5 protein-coding genes are annotated in these 22,038 nt (G+C 36.2%); all 5 read left to right on the top strand.

Annotated elements, in window-relative coordinates; all coding sequences use genetic code 11:
- The first annotated feature begins 8 nt into the window (after positions 1 to 8).
- The gene (locus ABTV69_RS04635; RefSeq protein WP_433834502.1) at positions 9 to 16,481 is read left to right on the top strand and encodes a T9SS type B sorting domain-containing protein; all 16,473 of its coding nucleotides are present in this window, start codon (positions 9 to 11) and stop codon (positions 16,479 to 16,481) included.
- Between the two features lie 43 nt (positions 16,482 to 16,524).
- Entirely contained in the window at positions 16,525 to 17,505 is a 981-nt protein-coding gene (locus ABTV69_RS04630; protein WP_433834501.1) for a PorP/SprF family type IX secretion system membrane protein, read from the top strand.
- A 158-nt stretch (positions 17,506 to 17,663) separates the two neighbouring features.
- A complete protein-coding gene (locus tag ABTV69_RS04625) occupies positions 17,664 to 18,851 on the top strand; it encodes a phosphoglycerate kinase (protein ID WP_433834500.1) in 1,188 nt (395 codons plus the stop codon).
- Between the two features lie 110 nt (positions 18,852 to 18,961).
- Positions 18,962 to 20,791, top strand: a complete 1,830-nt coding sequence (locus ABTV69_RS04620; protein ID WP_433834499.1) for a LysM peptidoglycan-binding domain-containing protein — start codon at positions 18,962 to 18,964, stop codon at positions 20,789 to 20,791.
- Positions 20,792 to 20,837: 46 nt separating this feature from the next.
- On the top strand, positions 20,838 to 21,806 hold the full coding sequence (locus ABTV69_RS04615; protein WP_433834498.1) for a DUF4837 family protein: 969 nt from the start codon (positions 20,838 to 20,840) through the stop codon (positions 21,804 to 21,806).
- Positions 21,807 to 22,038 lie beyond the last annotated feature (232 nt).

Raw genomic sequence — 22,038 nt, 5'->3', positions numbered from 1 at the left:
AAATGATTATGAAAAAACCTACTACTTTAAGAACGCTGATTTTTGTTTTAGCTCTGCTATTCAATTTTGCCTCCTACTCGCAAAATTGGGTCGCGTTCAATTCAAAGCTTAGTTCAAGCTCGAATGAGAATTTATTCTTAAAAGCAAATAATCAGTTTAAAAATCAGATTAGTTTTGATGCTAGTTCGGACACTCTTACTGGCAAAATGACTGCGCCTCCGACTATTCCGAATCCGATAAAAAAGTACGCTCAGTATCCTTATGCTGGTACTGTTTCGACCTGTCCTAATGATGGTTCAGAACTTCCAAAACTTTTCTTGTGTGGAGGTAACGAAACAAGAGAAATTGATACGGAAATAACAAATGCAACTTCTATTGTATGGATGAAACGTACAGGAGGATGTACGCCAAATCCAAACGGGAATTGCGCCAATACAGCAGAGAATTGTACTTGGGCAGATGTTGTTGGTGGACAAAAATTTATTGCTAGTTCGGCTGGTGAATATAAGGTTGTCATAAAATATCCAGATGCTTCTGTTTTTACTTTTTACTTCAATGTTTATAAATCTGAAGTAGATCCAACAGGAATTGTAAAAACGAATATTGTAAGAAGCGCTGATGGTTCTTGTGTTATCCCTGGAAGAATCGTTTCTGGAGGATTTAGTAATTTATACGAGTACAGTTTTACAACCAATATTGCTCCTAATGTTTGGCAGGATAGTAATACTTTTATTACTCCAGATGCTGATACTTATAATGTTTTCATTAGATTAAAAGCAGCTCCTTCTGGTTGCGTTTTCAGTGTAAAAAATATTGTTGTTGGCACTACTACTTTTAGTACGTCTTTAACTGCAACACAGCCAGCTTGTACGAGCAATAACAGTCAAGGTAAAATAAAAGTAACGGCTAATACAGCAAATAACGAGTATGTTTACCAGCTTTTTAGAAGTTCAAATATGACTACTCCAATAGATTTTTCACAACAGAAATCTATTGCCGAACATGAGTTTACAGGATTAAGCGCTGGAACTTATACGGTTGTAACTACTGTAAAAAATACTGGTAGCGGTACTTGTGAAGTAAAAAATTCTCAAAGTATAGAAATTAAGGCAGCAAGTACTCTTAACAATACTTCAAGTATAAGTAGAAGCTTATCTGTTTGTGAAACAGGTATACTTCAAGGTAATGCAAACGGTGGGGCAGGAACTTCTTATCGCTATTTTGTAAGTTATAATGGAGGGGCTTTTACTTTGGTGCCAAATGACAAAGTCGTTATTGACAAAGGAGGTCGCTACATCATGCGAGTTGAAGATTTGAATGGTTGTACAGCAGAAAAAACATTTGATGTTGCAGACGTTGCCAAACCAGTATACAGTATCTCTACAACAACAGCTAATATTTGTAATCCAACTGGAACTATTACGATTACTGTGTCTAATAAAAACGGTTATAATACCATTCAATACAGTAAAGATGCTGGAGTAAGTTGGCAGGATGGTAATTTTTCTACCGGAACGGGAAGGACTTATACTGGTCTTGATGGAGGTTCTTATGATGTAATGGTTAGATATCGTACAGGTAGTAGAGGGTCTTATTGCGAGGATGCTCTTACTACAATTACTATTGGTACAACGACCGCACTAACAGCTTCTGCAGGTGTTGCGGCTTTGCCAGGATGTCAGCCTTATCCAGAGTATGGTATTGTGAGAATTACAAACCCACAAGGAGGAACTCCACCATACGAATACTTTTTTAATACTGATGCTGTTAATGGTGGCGGATGGACTGCAAGTAACGTAGGATATATGAAAGAAGGGGGACCTTATACAGTAAGTATTAGAGATAAAAACGGTTGTAAATTTGATATGACAGGTATTCGTATTGATGGTAAACCAACTGAACCTAGTATTACCAAAGGACCAATTAGCTATAATTGCGATGGTACTGCTACGCAGACGGTATTGATTAATAATGGAGCAGGAGATTCTAGATATACTTTCCAATATTATATAGATGGAAATCCTAACCCTAATACAGCACAGCCAAACGTATTTTTAAATGTTCCTCAAGGGCAACATTTTATTACGGTTGATTATAATGTAAAAACGGCTAGTACATATAGTAACTTATTAGATGAAAGTTTTGGAAGTGGAGCAAATACAACTTCGCCAGGGATTAATACTTTCTACTATTGTTTTGAAAGACAAATACCAAACAGACCAGATACATATTGTAATGGCTCTTATGCTATTAATGATGGTGATTATTCAGTAACAAGTTCTATTAACCAAGATGCCACTTCAGGTTGGAGCTGGAGATATCCGGTTGACCATACTAAGAACGGAGCAGATCCTAAAGGAAGATTTCTTGCGGTTAATATTGGGGATAAAATTCCAACAAGTACGATTTTATATGAAAAGCAGATTAATGATGTAATTCCGAATCAGCCGATCATGTTTGAGTTCTATGCAATGAACTTAATGATGCCAGGAGCGGGCAAGGCAGATCCTAATTTGACAATTGCCTTGGTAGATCCAGCAGGTAATGAAATTTCATCGTTTGCGACAGGAAGTATTACAAGATCAAATTCAAACAGTGACTGGAAGAAATTTCCACAAACAGCAATCACGCTTGATCCTGGAAATTATACATCGTTGCGACTTATTGTCCGTTCAAGTGTACAAGAGACATCTGGTAATGACGTTGCTATAGATGATATTAAAGTATTCCAGGTTCCAAAAGTATGTGGAGCACAATTTAAGTGGGATTTTACTATTATTCCTCCACCGCCATTTATTGCACATGTTGAAAACCTAAAAGGAGAAAGTTGCTTTGGAGCAAAAGATGGATCTTTTGATATTTTTGCAGAAAACTTTAAAGGAGAGTTTTATTATTCAATTAATAATAAAGAACCTTGGACTAAATCTACAACAGACCGTGTAACAATTGGTCCTTTGTCTGGTGCTACTTATAGCGTAAGAGTAAGAGAAAATGCAACCTCACAAGGTTGTGATTTTGATATTCCTACTATTGTACCATCGCCAGCGGAGCTTAAATTTACAGTATCTGCAAGTATAGCAACTTGTGCCAAAAAAGCTGTTGTTACGGCTAATACTATAACTGGAGGTACTGGTCCGTTTAATTTGGTATTGACAGATAAGGCTACTGGCGCTACTAAGCCATTTAATCTTGATCCTACAGATTTATTGTATAAAGCTACAGACGTTGAACCAGGAAATTATACGGTTAGTGCTACAGATAAAAACAACTGTCCAGCGGTTTCTACTGTTGATATTTCGGTAAGTGGTTCATCAAAACCAACGGCTGAAATTCAATCAACTTCTAATTTGTGTTTTACAGATGCAGCGGGAGCTTCAATTGTTATTTTAATCAAAGATGGAGTAGGGCCGTTTAGATATAGAGTTAAACGTAATGGTGGAACTTATAGCGATTATAGCGCCCCTTTTAATAATCGTACTTTTACACATAATGTAATAGCTTCTGGAAATTACGAATTCGAAATTATAGATAACAATACTTGTAGTGCAGAAGTCGTTAGCCAGCAGATTGAGCCTCAATTAGGAGCAAAATCGGCTGTTATAAGTTCGTTGAGCTGTAAACTGACAGGATCTGAAGCAACAATAGAAGTGACTATTGAAGGAGGTACTGCACCATATAATTATATTGTTAAAAATAGTTTAAACCAGCAAGTTGATTCAGGAACTACTACTAATCCTGTATTTACCTATTCGACAAATATTGATGATACTTATACTTTTGCGATAACAGATAAGAACGGTTGTCCAACATCTATTGCTCGCAAAGTAGATGCATTAGTAAAACCAACAGCAACAGCTCATCCTCATGACCCATTGTGTTATGGCGGAAAAGGTTCTGTTGATTTGGAAGGTTTAATTGGTAAAGCACCATTTAAATTTGATTTTAACGGATCTGGAACTTTTAAAGACCAAACAAACTATACAGGATTATCAGGTTCTGCAGCAGGAACAACTTATACTTATAAAGTTAAGGATGCTACTGATTGCGAAAGATCGTATGAGTTCAAAATTTTTGAACCAGCAGAAATTAAAGGTACAGCGACTATTGATCCAGTTTACAACTGTGACCATCCTGCAACTATTACAGTTTCTGCTGAATCTGGAGGAACAGGTGCACGTAAATATACTTTGTTAAGAGATAACGTTGCAGTTGTAGGTCCTCAAGATGGTAAAACATTTACAGGAATAAATGTAGCGGGTATTTATACCGTAAGAATTACAGATGCAAATAATTGTTCTGTAGTTGTAAATGCAGGAACAGTAAATTCACTGAACCCTCCTGCAGCAATGACAATTTCGACTACAACAGCAGCGACTTGTCCAGATAATAAAGGAAGTGTTACAATTACAAATGTTACCAATGCAGCAGGTGTTGCATTAACAGGTACTTTGGAATATAGAATTATTGCTCCAATAACAGCAGGACCGAATAATACAGGTGTATTCAATGGTTTGGATGCTAACGTTGAATATACATTTGAAGTAAGAGATGCTAATCAATGTAAGTTTACAGACAAACATACCATTGCACTACCTGCGACTTTTACAGTTGAAGGTACTCCTGGAACTGTAACTTGTTTTAACGAGGATGACGGTACAGCAAGTTTCACAGTTACTGGAATTGCAGTTGGAACTAATTATAGCTATGTAGTAGATTCAAGAGCTTCAGTTTCTGGAACATCTGCAGCAAATCCTTTTACTATTAATGTTAGTGACTTAACTGCAGGAAACCACCGTATTACAGTTACAAATTCGACTACAAATTGTCCAATTATTGAAGACATAGTTGTTGGCGGACCAACGGCAGCATTAAAATTAAATACCCCAGATTTAACTCATGTTACTTGTAAGGATAAAGGAACAGCGACGATTCACGCAGTTGATGGCTCTGGATCTTATACCTATACTGTAACACCAACATCTCCAGCTGGAACTGCTAAAGTTCAGGTAAACGATAATGTATTTGTTGGTCTTAACGCTGGAGACTATAGCGTTTCTGTTAAAGATTTAACAGGTTGTACAGTTAGCGGACAGAATTTCACTATTAATGCATCAGTAAATCCTGAGGCAGAAATAAGTGTATCGTCATCTTATTGTGCTGGAGGCCTTGGAGCGACATTAATTGCAACTCCAAAAAATGCACCTAAACCAAACCCTAATTACGAATATAAACTTAATAGCGGTAATTATCAGCCGTCAGGTACATTCTCAGGATTAACTCCAGGGAAATATACGATTACAGTTAGAGATATTGTAACAGGTTGTACAGCTGAATTAGCAGAAGAAGTTATTTCACTTCCTTTAAGTGCGAAAGCAGATATTGATACCGATTTAACTTGTGATCCAACTAGTCCAGAAGCGATTATTGGAGTTACAATTAAAGATGGATACCCAGATTATAAATATAGAGTAAATATGACTGGAGCTCCTTTTTCTGGTCTATATACTGACGTAGGTGCTGGTGCAACTAAATTTACTGTACCTCGTTTAGAGGGAACTTACTATTTTGAAATTACAGATAGTAAAGGTTGTACAGTTGTAATTTCTCAAACAGTAAGTCCAACTGTGAAGCCAACTTTCACGGCCAAACCAAATGAGATTCTATGTAAATCAGCTACAACAGGAACTATTACCATTACTGCAAGCCCTGCAGGATCATTTACTTATGAAGTAACACCAATTACTCCAGCAGGTACGAAACTTACTCAAACAACAAATTTATTTGAGAATTTAGGAGCAGGTACTTATAGTGTTGTGGTTATTGATGCTAAAAAATGTGCTTCAGATCCTCAAACGGTTGATATTAAAGAACCAACAACTCCATTATCAGCAAATGCAGGTGTTGATGTTAAATTAACTTGTGATGCTTCTAACAATGCGCAGAAAGCAACAATTAAGGTAACAGCTTCAGGAGGTACGCCATATGCAGCGCCAAATCTTTATAGATATAGCTATAATGGTGCAACCCCAGTTATTTCAGATACATATTCTACAAGTGATGCAGGAAATGTAAGTGTAACAGTATATGATGCCAATGGATGTCATGTTGACGTAACAGGAGGGGTAACTATTGATGCATTAAACCCTCCAAAATCAATTGCTTTTGCTACGCCAGCAGCAATTACTTGTGAAACAGGACATGATAAAACAAGCTTAACGCTAACAGTAACTGATGGTGTATTGCCATTTACATATGAAATTACTAGCCCAACAGCGACTGTAGTTTCAGGTGTAAATTCAAATTCACATACATTTACAGGTTTAGTGCCAGGTCACTATTACTTTAAAGTTACCGATGCAAATAAATGTACTGTAACAAATGATTTTGAAATTTTAGATGTTGTAAAAATCCAAGCTACAGGATTAGTTGCAGCTAATGTAACTTGTAACGGATTGAGCAATGGTTCTATTAATTTCACAGTTTCTGGAAATAAAACAGGGGGGTATACTACCAAATTAGTTGGAAGTGTTTCAGGTGATATTACTTCAACTCCTAGTATAGCACCTAGCCCATCAAATCCAGCAAATGATGTTGTTACCTATTCAGGATTAAAAGGTGGAGAAAAATATACATTTACTGTAACGAATACAGTAACAAAATGTACTGCTACAAGCGAAGTTACTCTTGCAGATCCAGTATTAGTACAAATTACGAATGTTACAGGAACAAAAGTTTTCTGTACGCCTCATGTTAGTACAACGATTGTAGTAACTGCGCAAGGAGGAAAAGCTCCTTTAAAATATGCTGTAGTTAGAAACGGAGTTACTCCACTAGCTACTGACTTTGTAGATAGCAATACATTTATTAAAGATACAAGCGTAGACGGTTTAGATTATGATGTATATGTGCAAGATGGCAATAGCTGTCCTGCTCAAACATCAATTTCTATTGAAAGTAACGATTCTCCAAAAATTGATCCAGTAACAGCTCCGCTTTGTTATGCTGGTGCTGCATTCGATGTAACAATTACAGGATCAGTTTATGCAGGATCAACAACAAAACTTTTCGGATTAAATGGTGTTTACAATACAAACGACACCAAATCTATCACAGCGCCAGGAAAATATACATTAGGTATTAAAGATGATAATGGTTGTGAGGATACAACTGATATTATAGTTAATGATCAATTAAAAATTACTGTAACTCCGGTAAAGGATTTAACATGTGCTATTTTACCTCCATACACTACTACAGATGCTCAATTTACATTATCTGCAGAAGGAGGAGTAGGACCTTATACATACAGAGTTTCTCGTAATGGAGGAGCTTACGATACAACAGGAATTGTAGGAAATACTTTTTCAACAAGCCAAGATGGAGATTACAAATTTGAAGCTACAGATTCTAATACTCCAGCGTGTTCTATTATTTCTGGTGTAGTTAAAGTAAGTCCAATTGAACCACCAGTAATTTTAACTGTTGTTCAATCGCAAAAGATTTTATGTCCAGAAGAATCTACAGGAGCTATTAAAGTTACACTTGACACAAGTAAAGGTGCTCCGCCATTTACATATAAAGTAGAACTTACAGACGCACCATTTACAGATTTCGGTTCTCAAATGTCAGGATTACCTGCTGGTAATTATAAAGTGACCGTTACCGATAGTAAAGGTTGTTTTGATGAGGCAACAGTGGAAATCATTAAACCAAAGCCTATTGTAGTAGATTATGAAGTTATTGGTATAACGTGTGATCCTGCTGGAGGAATGGCAAAAGGATCTATTATCATTCATAGTGTAACAGGTGGAACAATTACTTCTCCGGGAGTTCCTGGATCTACAGGTTATAGCTACTTTGTTACAGGGACAAATTATGATAAGAGTGAATTAAATACTGACGGTACAACTTCTGTCACTTTTAGTATTGTAGATTTTGGTTTATATAAGATTGTAGTTAAAGATGAAAATGGTTGTTCAGTAGAATTCCCAGATGAGCTAGTTACATCTCCACCTAATAAACTTGATATTACAGTAACTTCTCCTCCTACAAATTGTGATACTACAGCTCCAGGTGGGGGTGGTGGTTCTGCAATTGTAAAGGTTGGATCTGCATTTTCAGGTACAGGGCCGTTCTTTTTTAAAAAATATGACGGTACAAATTCAACTTATCCTGGACCAGAATGGCAGGCAGAAGAAGTTGATGCGATTACAGGTGATAGACTTAAGCAAACTACTTTTACTAATTTAACACCAGGTGTCACCTATACTTATGTGGTATATGATGATCAGTCAAAATGTTATTATTATGAGACGGGTGCGCCAGCGATTCCTTCTAATTCTACTTTAAAGGCTAGCAATGTAGTACCTCAAAATGTTACTTGTAGTGATGTAACAGACGGTAACGTAACATTTACAGTTAATAGTGTCTACACAACCGCAACTAATTTTACATATGAAATTTTTAATGCCTTAACCCTAACATCAACAGGTGTTACAGGCTCAGGTACAGTACCTGCAGCTGTTGCTGGTGTTGCTGGAACAGTAGATATTACTAGTCCATCGGCATTAGATAGAGGATATTATTATGTTTTAATAAAAGAAGTTGGTGCTACACCTAATCAAGGATGTAGTATTGCTACAACAAACTTTAAAATTGATAAATCGACTAAATTGTTGACAATTGATGCTTCAGTTGATTTAACGGCAACTTGTAGTAAATTAGGAACAATTAGTGCGATAGCAAAAGACGGTACAACGCCTTATACCTATCAGGCAGTAGCTTCTGGAACTGCTTATGATCCAACAAAATGGGATAATAAGAGTAGTTTTAATTTAGCTGGAAGTGTAGCAGGAATTAGTTATGATATTTTTGTAAAAGATGCAAATGGCTGTATTAAATTTGATACTGTTACATTGCTGCAGGATCCTATTCCAGCATTTACTTTAGACATCGTAGACAAATGTGCTGCTGAAGGTTCTTTTGAAGTAGAAGTAACAGAAACTACAAAAGGAATAGAACCATATTATATCAGTGTAAACGGAAAAGCTTTCGTATCAATTGGAACTTTACCTTATACAATTAAAGATCTTAGTTCAGGACCAGTAGATGTAATTATTAAAGATTTTAATGGTTGTGAAACACCAGTTGTTCAATCTCCAATTACGCCAACTCCAAAAGCAACAGCAGAAGTTACAACCGATTTAGTTTGTGATGCCACCGGTGCAGCAGGTCCAAATGCGATCATTACTGTAACGATTGCAGCTGGTACAGGTACTGCTGATTTTACTTATGCAGTTAAGAGAGGAACGGGTGCATTTAGTAGTGATGCGCCAATTTCGCCAGCAGGTTCAAGAACGTTCACATATCCAGTTGCTGCTGGAGATGCAGATACTTATGTATTTTTAATTAAAGATGCAAATGGCTGTCCAGTAGAAACTACTCCAGTAATTGTTGATCCGCTTGTAGCAATCGTAGCTGATGCAACACCAACGGAACCATTATGTTTTGGAGGAGAAGGAACGATGTTACTATCAGCAAAAGGTGGTAAAGGGAAGTATGAATATACATTAATAAGAACTTTGCCAGCAGGAGGAACTTTGCAAACGCAATCAACTCCATTATTTACCAATTTAATTGCAGGTGATTATACTTATACAGTTAAGGATGAATTGGGCTGTATCGTAACCGGTACTAAGACTTTAGGTCAGCCAACAGAATTAATATTAGATACACCATCAATTGATCAGCCTGAATGTGGTCCAAATAATGATCCGCAACAAGCAAAAGTTGTTTTAGCGGCACATGGAGGTACTGGAAGCTATGAATATAGTTTTAATAACAGTGATTTCAGCGCTGATACAGATACTTTCTATGTAGATCAAAACGGTGCGAGTCAAACCATTACGTATGCAATTAAGGATGCAAATGGCTGTCCAAAAACGGGCACAGTAACTATTTCATGGTTAGCTCCTCCAACAAACTTTGGCTTTAGTCAGCCAGATCCAATTACTTGTAATAGAACAAGTACTAGTGTCGAAATCACTGGTGTTAGTGGCGGTATTTTGCCATTAACATACCAAATTGTTTCTGGTACAGGTACTATTATTACGCAAAATAACAACGTCCCATTATTTACAAATCTAGCGCCAGGAGATTATATCTTCCAAGTAACAGATGCAAATAAATGTACCAAACAAATTAAGTATACTATTAAAGATGTTATCAAAATCGATATCGAGTTGAAACAAGCTCCAACAGATGTTACTTGTTTAGGTGCAGGCGATGGTAAAGCTAGTTTCGTAGTAACGGGTTATGAAAGTGGTACAAGTACAAGTTACGATTATGAACTAGATTCAAACGGAACAATAGTTACAATGACAACTGGTACAATTGACTTGACAGGATTAGCTCCAGGACATCATAGTATTACAGTAACAGACAATGAGACAGGATGTCCAGATACAGTTGGTTTCGATATTAACACTGTAACAACTAAGTTAGATTTAGCTGTTACTGTTACACCTCTTGGTTGTAAAACTACAGGTGCAGTTAAACTTGAAGCAAGTGCAGGATGGGGAGGTTATGTTTACACAGTTACTGAGCCAGCTCCAGGAAATAAAGTGCTGCCATCAAATACAGATGGTATTTTCGAAGGACTTACTCAGGTAGGAGTTTATACTGCTTCGGTAAGAGATGCAAATGGATGTGTTGAAACAAAAACATTCGAGTTAAAAACACCAATTGAGCCAATTGCTTCAATCGATCTTACATCAGTATATTGTTATACTGGTTCAGGTGTAGGGCAAGGAGCAAAAATAGTTGTTACTGCAACAACACCGGGTACGCCAGAATATGTACCATCTTATGAATATAGTATTGATAATGGTAAAAAATGGTATACAACTAATACATTTAGTGATTTAGGACCAGGGAATTATCAAATTACAGTAAGAGACCAATATGGATGTCAGGCAGTAGCTTCTGTTCCAGTTGATATCAATAATCAAATTTTTGCTTCAGCGAAAGTAGATACAGAAATTTTCTGTGGACCAGTTGACGGATTAATTAAACTAGAAGTAGTAGGTGGTTATGCGCCATTTAGCTATACGGTTACTAAAGACGGAACAACAGATCCAACGGTATATACATTTGTTGGTAATTCGACTACAGCAGACTATGTTGTAAATGGAGCAACAGGTGCTGGTAATTATATATTTAATATTACAGATGCACATTCTTGTCCTGTTTCGACAAATGTAGTTCCAGTAAGCAATCCAACGATTATTACTTTTAATGCAACACCGAAATCACCAAGTTGTACGGTTGCGCAAGGTGACGGAGCAAACGGACAAATTTTAGTTGAGTTAACAGGAGCGGCGCTTGCAGATGATCAGGAATACACTTATACCTTAACTCCACCTGTTGGATTGCCAGTTACACAAAGTAATGGTTTATTTACAGGTTTAGAAGCAGGAACTTATAGTGTTACTATTTCTTCGGAAAGATCATGTCCAGTAACTAATAATAATGTTATTATTGATATTCCTGCAGCGGTAGTTGCAGATGCAAAAGCAGCAGAGTTTGCTTGTACTTCTGCAAATGTTATCAAACAAACAATTGTAACGGTTACAGGTAATCATGGTGCGGGTGTTGAACCAATTGCAAATTTCACTTATAGTGATAATGGAACGAATTGGTATTTAACAAACGAATTCAAAGTTGATAACAAGCCAGCTGTTCAGCATTTAACGTATTATGTTAAAGACTTAAAAGGTTGTGTGGCTTCTTATACTATTGATATTAATCCGTTCCCTGAATTAATTTCAGCAACTCCTAGAACAGCAATCTTAGCAGATTGTAATAATGCAGGACAAGAAACAATTACAGTTGATATTGTTGGAGGAAAAACACCATACAATTTTGAGTATCAAGTTTCTGTAGATGGAGCTAATTATAGTACTCCAGGAATTCCAGTAGTAGGTACAAATACATTTAACTATGTTGCGCCAAATGCAGGTCATAAGTATCAGTTTAAGATAACAGATATGAGTACAGGTTGTACCGTTATTTCAAGCGCTTATGATGTGAAATTATATAACATAATGACAGTTACAGCAACTGCTTCAAAAATGGCAAGCTGTAATACATTTAATGATGGTACTATTACAATCAATGTTGATAAATACACAGGATTATATGATTATAAAGTTCTTCTGCCAGGAAATCCAGTTGCTGTTTTAACAGGAACAAACATCAATGCAGGAACAAACAATCCTTATGTTATCACAGGATTAGCGGCAGGTATAGATTATACAGTAGAGGTAACTCAGAATAATTATCCAAATTGTACTGTTACTTCAGACCCTGTTACAATTACAGAGCCTTCACCAGTAGATATTACTGCAATGAAGGTTGATGTGAAAAATCAAAACTGTAATACAACTGTAGCAACAATTACGGTTGATCCAGCTAGTATTTCTGGAGGAACAGGAACTTACACTTATGCGTTTGTGCCAGTAGGACAAACACCAGCTGATAGTGATTTTGATGGATCAAATATTAAAACATTTGCTACACTTAAAATAGCGCCAGCATATGATGAGTATGATGTCTATGTAAGAGACGCTAATAAATGTGAGAGATTCCAAACGGTAAGAATTTCAGTAGATCCATTACCAGTAATCAATAATGTAACTGTGGCAGACCAATGTCCAAGTCCAGCAGGATATAGAATTGATGTGGATGCAAGCGGATTATTGAAATTACAGTATAGTTTAGACGGTATCGTATACCAAGATGATAATTACTTTATGGTAAAAGATCCAGGAAATTATACGGTTTGGGTATGGGATAGAAACCAATGTCCTGTTAAATGGAATACAGCAGTAACAGTTCTAAAACCGTTAACATTAGAGGCAGAAGTAACAGTATGGCCAACATGTAACACGGCTACAGGAACGGTTAAGTTAACTGCTGGAGGAGGTACAGTAACTACACCAAGCAGTTATATTTACTCAATTGACAATTGGAATACAGATCAGACTTTTGACGAATTCGTTAATCTAGCGCCTGGAGATTATATTTTCAGTGTGAAAGACATTGTAACGAAGTGTACAAAAGACGTTAAAGTGCATATTGCTACTGCGGTAGATGTTTTAGGAATAACTTTAAAAGCTAGACCTGTAACATGTTTCAATGGTAATAATGGAGGTGTTTCGGTTGAATTAGATGCTACGAATATTGACATGCCATATACTTACAGTATATCTGGTCCAACATCTAATCCTACTGTAAATATTGTAGATAGCATTTCTCCAGACTTTAATGGTCTAGCTGCAGGTGAATATACTGTAACAGTAAAATCTGGAAGAGGATGTGTTTCTTTACCGCAAACGGTAGAAGTTATACAGCCAGCTCCAATTCAAGTAAATGCAAGTTTTACAGAATATGCTTGTACAACAAATACGAATCAAACCAATAATGCAACAATTACTGTTAACTCAGTAACTGGAGGTTCTGGTAAATATATATTATACGAATTTAGAAGAGATGGAACGTTGCTTTACAGCGGAACATCAAATACGTATACAGAAACAGATCATTTAGGTGGTACATATATCGTAACAGCTTATGATAGTAACTATTGCCAAGGTGACAATACAAGCCCAATTGAAGTTAGAGCTTTCGCAAGCTTACTAGGTATGGATTTCACTGTAACGCCAATTACATGTATTGATGGTGAAACGATTCAAACAGTTGTAGACGTTAAAGGAACTTTAACAGCTCCATTACAGTACACATTAACAGGAACGAATGATACAGTTATTACACCAATAACAAACAATACAGGATTATTCCAAAATTTAGCAATTGGTACTTATTTGGTAACTGTTTTAAATCCAGCAACGGGTTGTACAATATCTCAAAACCATTTGGTTCAAGATCCAAATTCGTTCTCTTTCAATGTGGATGCGACAAGAACAGATATCTGTTTCGGAGCATCTGATGGAGCAGTCGTGCTAACTCTTGTAGATAATCGTCCTTCTCCAAAAGATAAAGCGGGTCCATTTACATACACAGTTACAGGTCCAACTCCAAGTTCAGGAACGACAACAGGTACAACTCTTTCATTAAGCGGATTATTACCTGGTAGATATGATGTAGCAGCTAGATTAACCGGTACGCCAAATTGTGATGTTCGTACTACATTTGATATTGCTGCGCCATCAACAGCGTTAACAATGAATAAATTAGTAGGACCTATTACATGTGCACCAGGAAGCAATGATGGTACTATTGATGTTACTGCAGACGGAGGATGGCCAGGAACTTACCAATATAAATTGGATGGTCCAGTTAGTTATGAGTACGGAGCAGAAGGACATTTTGAAAACCTAACGCCAGGACACTATATTATAACTGTTAAAGATAGTAACGAGTGTGAGATCACTGATTTTGCTGATTTAGATGTTCCAACACCGATACAATTCACTGCTTCAGCAACGAGTACAGTTCTTTCTTGCTACGGTGATAACAGTGGGGTAATTACAGTTGCAGCTCCAACAGGAGGACAAGGTTCAAATTATGTTTATAGTTTAACTTACACAACTCCAGAAGGTGATGTTAGCGTGTTAGGTCCACAAGAAGATAATGTCTTTACAGGATTAAGTGCAGGATCGTATGTAGTAACAGTTGAAGACGGATTTAGCTGTGAAGCTACATCTCCAACAACTATCACATTAACAAATCCTACAGTAATAGAGCCAATTTTATCTCTTACAACAGGAGTTAAATGTACGGCAGATGCTACTGTGACATTAACAGCAACAGGAGGAACGGGCCCTTACACATACAGTGAAGATGGTGTTAACTATAGTACAACAAGTTTCAATAGTTCGACAACTTTCTCTGTTACACTTGGATTGCATAAATACTATGTAAAAGATAATTTAGGATGTGTTAAGATTTCTAACCAATTAAATATAGAACCACTTACTCCTCTAGATATCGTGTTAGATCCTAAAAATGCAGTGGTTAACTGTAAAGGAGATAGCAGTGCAATTATTAATGCAGTTGCAAAAGGAGGTTTAGGAGATTATCAATATTCATTATTAGATAGTACTCATGCAGAAGTTAGACCAGCACAAGCTGATGGAATTTTCTTTGACTTGCCAGCAGGACAATACATTGTTCGTGTAGTAAGTGGAGATTGCGAAAAAGAAGTTCCAGTAACAATAACAGAAGCAGCAGTTAAATTAACATCTTCTTATGCTGCAGAACCAATTAAGTGTTTTGGTGAGAAGACAGGTAAAATCGTAGTGACAGCTTCTGGAGGTACAGGTGCTATCAAGTTTGCAATATCTCCTTTCTTAGCGCAATTCGTAGACAGCGGAACATTCGAAAGATTAGAGGCTGGTACTTACACCGTAATTGTTCAAGATATTTTAGGTTGTACAGAAATTCATACTATTGAAATTAACCAACCAGAAATCTTAATTGCTAATGAAATCGCAGGATCAATGATTCCTGAAATTTGTAAAGGTGATAACGACGGTGCGTTTAGTGTTAAAGTAAGAGGAGGAACGGCTCCTTATTATGAAAGCCTTGATAAATCTGCAGGTCCATTCAATTTATTTGCTGGAACTGAGAAAGATTATACAGGTCTTGTAGGTGGAAAACACTCTGTATTTATTAAAGATAGTAACGGATGTATCACTGAAGTTGAAATCACTATGCCAGAACCAGTAGTTCTTAACCCAACTGCTGAAGTAACATACGATTGTGTTAACAATGCACAGGCAAACATGGTAGTCGTAACAATCGATGCTTCTAATACTAATCCTACAGATGTAGATTACTCATTAGACAACAATGGAACATACCAGCCAAGTAACATCTTTACAAATGTTCCTGCAGGTGATCACTTCATCGTAGCAAGACATACTAACGGATGTGAAGTGCCAACACCAATCTTTAAGGTAAATGCAGTTGCAGAACTTGGATTAATAGACATAACCAACCAAAGCAAAGACATCAACACTATTGTGGTTCAAGCTACGGGTGGAGTTGCTCCTTATGAGTACAGTTTCAATGGAGAATCATTTACGTCATCTAATAGCTATAGAATCTATAAAACAGGTGATTATGTTGTTATCGTAAGAGATAAAAATGGTTGTGAGGCTACAATAACAGTTCATGGTACATTCTATGACTTCTGTATGCCAAACTACTTCACTCCAAACGGTGACGGACAAAACGATACTATTGGGCCAGATTGTGGTGCATTAGCGTACAAAGAATTAACGTTTGATATCTATGACAGATATGGTAGAGTAGTTGCGAAATACCGTGTGAATGGAAAATGGGATGGTAGATATCACGGTAATGAATTGCCAACAGGTGATTACTGGTACGTTCTTAAACTAAATGATCCGAAAGATCCAAGAGAATTTGTTGGACATTTCACTTTATACAGATAACAAAATTATAGCCCCAATGATGTTATCTAAAAATATTATTACAATGAAAAAGTTTATTTTATCCTTAGTACTCATGGCTGTAACAACAAGTTACAGCCAAGAGTTAAACCTACCAGTGTTTACCCAGTATTTAGCTGATAATCCTTTTATTCTTTCTCCTGCTTATGCGGGTATTGGAGATAATCTCCGTATTAGAGCCAATGGTTTAACTCAGTGGGTCGGAATTAAAGACGCACCAGATAACCAATCGTTATACGCCGATTTTCGTGTTTTAGACCGCTCTGGAGTTGGTGTTTCATTGTATAATGATAGCAACGGTAACACAAGACAAACAGGAGCTAAAGTTTCGTTTGCGCATCACCTTATCTTAGATTATCGTACAGAACAATATCTTTCATTCGGTATATCGTATAACTTTAATAGTTTCCGAATCGAAACAGGCAATTTTACTGGCGACGTAAATGGTGTTCCAGTGGCTTTAGACCCTTCGATTACGGACAACCGTTACAACTCAAATAATAACTTTGATATTAGTGCATTGTACCGTAACAGAGGATTTTACTTTAGTTTTAACGCCAATAACGTTTTAAAGAAAAATACTGATAAGTATAGAGGAGTAGAGCCAGATCTACTCTCTAACTTTCAGGTATATTCTGGATTCACTTTTAGAGATGGTGAAAACAGACGTATCGAATACGAACCATCGGTTTTCTTACAGTACTTTGCAAGTGACCAGCGTTCTACAACTGATTTTAACTTCAAATACAGACGTTACAACCGTTATGAAGATTACTATTGGATCGGAGTTTCTTACCGTTTCTTAAATGACCAGTTTCCAAAACCTTTGGCAATGGGACCAATGGCTGGTTTTATGAAATCTAAATTCTATTTTGCATACTCTTACCAGTTGATGTTTAATGGACTTGGATCTTATAACTCAGGAACCCATTCTATCACTATCGGATTCGATTTCTTACAATCAATTAGTAACTGTCCTTGTACACAAAGTCCAGTTCACGATTAGGCAAGTAATTTTTATCATTTTTGAGAATTAATTTGTTTATTTTCATAATTTACAACGTTTTCGTTTTTATTAACGGATTATTTTTGCTTTTTTGAAATTTAGACTACGCTAAAAGTTCTATATTTGTTATTCTTTCAAAAAATTAAAAAAATTAGCAGATGAAAACTTTAAACGATTTCGATTTTAAAAATAAAAAAGCAATTATCCGTGTTGACTTCAACGTGCCATTGGATGAAAATTTTAATGTAACTGATACAACACGTATTGAAGCAGCAAAACCAACCATTGATGCTATTTTAGCACAAGGTGGAAGTGTGATTTTAATGTCGCACCTTGGAAGACCAAAAGGCGCAGAAGAGAAGTATTCTCTAAAACATATCTTAAAAACAGCTTCCGATATTTTAGGAGTTCAAGTAAAATTTGCTGAAAACTGTGTTGGAGAAGCAGCACAAACTGCAGCAAAAGATTTAAAACCAGGCGAAGTTCTTTTACTAGAAAACTTACGTTTCCATGCTGAAGAAGAAGCAGGAGATGTTGCTTTCGCTAAAGAATTAGCTTCTCTTGGAGATATCTATGTAAACGATGCATTTGGTACAGCTCATAGAGCACACGCATCGACTACTATTATTGCACAATTTTTTCCAAACGATAAATGTTTCGGAACCTTATTGGCAAAAGAAATTGATAGTTTAAATAAAGTTCTTAAAAACAGTGAAAAACCTGTAACTGCTGTTCTTGGCGGTTCTAAAGTTTCTTCTAAAATCACCGTTATCGAAAATATCTTAGATAAAGTAGATCACATGATTATTGGAGGTGGAATGACTTTTACTTTCATTAAAGCTCAAGGAGGAAAAATCGGTGAGTCTATCTGTGAAGATGATAAGTTGGATTTAGCGCTTGAAATTTTAAGATTAGCAAAAGAAAAAGGAGTTCAGGTACATATTCCTGTTGATGTTATTGCTGCAGACGATTTCTCAAACACTGCAAATACTCAGGTTGTAGACGTAACTGCAATTCCTGACGGATGGCAAGGTTTAGATGCAGGTCCAAAATCTTTAGAGAATTTCAAAAAGGTAATTTTAGGTTCAAAAACGATTCTTTGGAATGGTCCATTAGGAGTTTTCGAAATGGAAACTTTCTCTAAAGGAACAATTGCATTAGGAGATTATATCGCAGAAGCTACAGCAAATGGAGCATTTTCATTAGTTGGTGGTGGAGATTCTGTTGCAGCAGTAAAACAGTTCGGATTTGAAGACAAAATGAGCTATGTTTCTACTGGTGGTGGGGCTATGCTAGAAATGTTAGAGGGAAGAATTTTACCTGGAATCGCAGCGATTTTAGACTAAAAAATCACAATTAACATTTTTTTAAACACTTTTCTTCAATAAAGGGCTTAGATTTGCAAAAATACAACTCTTGTAATTGTTTGAATTACAGAATTTTAAAAAAATGTTATATGATTGTAAAGAAAATATCCTTAGTGGTGACAGCTTTGTTCTCTTTGTCAATGTTCGCGCAAGAATCTGCGGAGCTGCCAAAAGAGTTTAAGCAAGACATTAAGTTGTCGTATTTAGATTCTATTAAAAGCACATTCAAAAGAGACCAATTAGCTTCAAAAGTGGATAGTCTTTGGATGAATGAATTAGTAAGTCTCGACATTTATGACGATTTAACAAAAGACATTCAAACCATCAATAAGGATGTAACTGTCGATGAAGAACTGCCAACCGAATTGCTAAAACAGCGTTTGGCGGCGATGAATCAGAAGTCACCTTTTGAAATCGAATACAATCAAGGTTTAGAAAATATAATAAAGTCATTTCTTAAGAACCGTAAAAAATCGTTTTCTCGATTAATGGCTTTATCAGAATATTATTTCCCAATGTTTGAGGACGCTTTTGCCAAACAAAACGTTCCTTTGGAAATAAAATATTTAGCCGTTGTAGAATCTGCTTTAAATCCTAAAGCAGTTTCTAAAATGGGCGCTACTGGACTTTGGCAGTTTATGTACGGAACCGGAAAACAATACGCTCTTAAAATCGATTCTTATATTGACGAAAGAAGTGACCCTCTTAAAGCTACTGCCGCAGCTTCAGAATATATGACCAAAATGTACAATATTTTTGGAGACTGGGAACTGGTGTTAGCTTCTTACAACTCAGGCCCAGGAAATGTTACTAAAGCTATTCGTCGTTCTGGCGGAAAAACAAAATACTGGGACATTCGCAATTATCTTCCAAAAGAAACTCAAGGTTATGTTCCAGCTTTCTTAGCAACAATGTACCTTTTCGAATACCACAAAGAGCACGGAATTAATCCAGAAAGAGCTGTAGTTAAAAACTTCGAAACCGATACGGTTTGTGTAAAAAATCAAATGTCATTCAAACAGATTGCCGATTTATTAGACATGCCACAATCTCAAATTCAGCTTTTAAATCCATCTTATAAAATGGGAGTGGTGCCATTTTATCAGGAAGAACAGCATTTTATTCGTCTTCCCAAAGATAAAGTAGCCACTTTTGTATCCAACGAAGAGCAGATTTACGCTTATGTGAAATACGATGCAGAAACGAGATCTTCTAATTCAAGATTGGCTGTAAAATACGCTCCAAAAGTAAAACCAGCAGCGAAAGCAATCGTTAGACCAACAGAAACTGATAGCAATAATTTCGAATTCTATAAAGTTAGAAAAGGAGACAATTTAGGTGCAATCGCTTCAAAATATAATGTTAGTATCAGCGAACTTAAAAAATGGAATAATTTAAAAACTAATGCCGTTGCAATCGGTAGAAGTTTAAAAATTAAATCCGATGAGCCTTCATCTTCAGCTAGTAAAGTAAATGCTGCTATCGATAAAAGGGAAGAAGCTATCGCATCTGCTGACGAAAAAGAGAAGCCAACAGCAGTTGATATGGACTATGTTGTAGTCGCTGGAGACAATTTAGGCAGCATTGCAAAGAAATTCGGTACGACTATTGCGGAGTTAAAAGAACTTAACAATTTAACTTCAAATAACATTGGTTTAGGAAAAACATTAATTATTTCTAAAGCAGCAATAGTTATAGAAGAGCCGGCTTCAACAGCAATTGCATCAAACTCGGTTGATTCATTCAAGAAAAAAGCAGCTTCTAAAAACGTTACTGAAGATTATTACGTTAAAAAAGGAGATTCTTTATACAGCATTTCTAAAAAATATCCTGGAGTAACAATTTCAGATATTAAAAAATGGAATGGTATTAAAGATGAAGATATTAAACCGGGAATGAAACTTAAAATAAACGGATAATAGAAAAATCTTATTAAATTTGGGTTTTATTTCATAAATTAAAAAAATGAATAAAACCCATTTTTTATTGCTATTAATCCCATTTTTCCTGACCTCTTGTTTAAAAAGCCAAAAGCAAAACGAAACAGTCTCTGGAAAAACCAATACCATTTCAGTCATTATTGATGACCAATTGTGGTATGGAGAAGTAGGCGACAGCATCAGAAATAAATTTGCCTCACCAGTTCTTGGACTTACTCAAGAAGAACCGCTTTTTACCATTAACCAATATCCTGCTAGATTACTTGAAGGCTTTGTTACAGATAGCCGTAGCATTATAGTGGTTAAAAAAACAACAGCTGAGAAATTCGAAATCATTCGAAGCAAAACACTCCCACACAATACTTTTCGCATTTATGGAAAATCGGTTGACGATATTATCTGTAGTCTGGAATTGAATGCGCCTCAAATAATAAAAATTATTCACGATGCCGAAATCCAAAAGATTCAGGAAGACAACAGTGCTTCACTATTAAATAAAGCGGTTATAAAAAATAAATTCCACATTAATATTCAGATTCCAACAGGATATGAATATATGTTGCACAAAAAGAATTTCATTTGGCTTAAAAAGGAAATTATTAGTGGTAACACCAGTTTATTAATGTACCAGATTCCGCTTCATAATTTCAAGAAGAAAAAAGATGTCGTAAACGCAATCGTAAAAATGCGGGACTCAATTGGAAAATATATTCAAGGTCGCGAACCAAAAACACAAATGATTACGAGCGATGCTTATGCTCCGTATTTCTCGAAAGTAATACTAGACAACAGAAATGCTTTTGAAACGAAAGGAACATGGGAATTGAAAAATGATTTTATGACAGGGCCATTCATTAACTACGCTATAGTAGATCCAATCTTTAACCGCGTTTTGGTTATAGAAGGATTCTCATATTCTCCGTCCCATCAAGAACGTGACTTAATGTTAAACCTCGAAGCCATCATAAAAACAGTCAGAATTGACAAACGATAAGTTTTTTGTTTTAAGTTTCACGTTTCAAGTTCAAAGTTCAAAGTTTCAAGTTTCAGTTTTCAAGTGTGAGGTCTAGAATTAAGAAGTCTCACAATTAAGTATGCGCATTGCCTAGAGCACTTTGCCTCCTCAAACAAATACGTCGCGAACTTAGCGTAAACCTTGCGCTCTTTGCGTAAATCCTTGCGAACTTTGCGGTTATCAACACAAAGCATATCAACTTGAAACATGA

The sequence above is a fragment of the Flavobacterium anhuiense genome, assembly GCF_050990855.1.
In the GTDB taxonomy this organism is placed as follows: domain Bacteria; phylum Bacteroidota; class Bacteroidia; order Flavobacteriales; family Flavobacteriaceae; genus Flavobacterium; species Flavobacterium anhuiense_C.
This window is presented reverse-complemented; position numbering and strand designations above follow the sequence as displayed.

Excerpts from the sequence above, each read along its gene's own strand:
- ABTV69_RS04615 (WP_433834498.1), top strand. The coding sequence starts at position 20,838 with ATGAATAAAACCCATTTTTTATTGCTATTAATCCCATTTTTCCTGACC.
- ABTV69_RS04625 (WP_433834500.1), top strand. The coding sequence starts at position 17,664 with ATGAAAACTTTAAACGATTTCGATTTTAAAAATAAAAAAGCAATTATC.
- ABTV69_RS04630 (WP_433834501.1), top strand. The coding sequence starts at position 16,525 with ATGAAAAAGTTTATTTTATCCTTAGTACTCATGGCTGTAACAACAAGT.
- ABTV69_RS04620 (WP_433834499.1), top strand. The coding sequence starts at position 18,962 with ATGATTGTAAAGAAAATATCCTTAGTGGTGACAGCTTTGTTCTCTTTG.
- ABTV69_RS04635 (WP_433834502.1), top strand. The coding sequence starts at position 9 with ATGAAAAAACCTACTACTTTAAGAACGCTGATTTTTGTTTTAGCTCTG.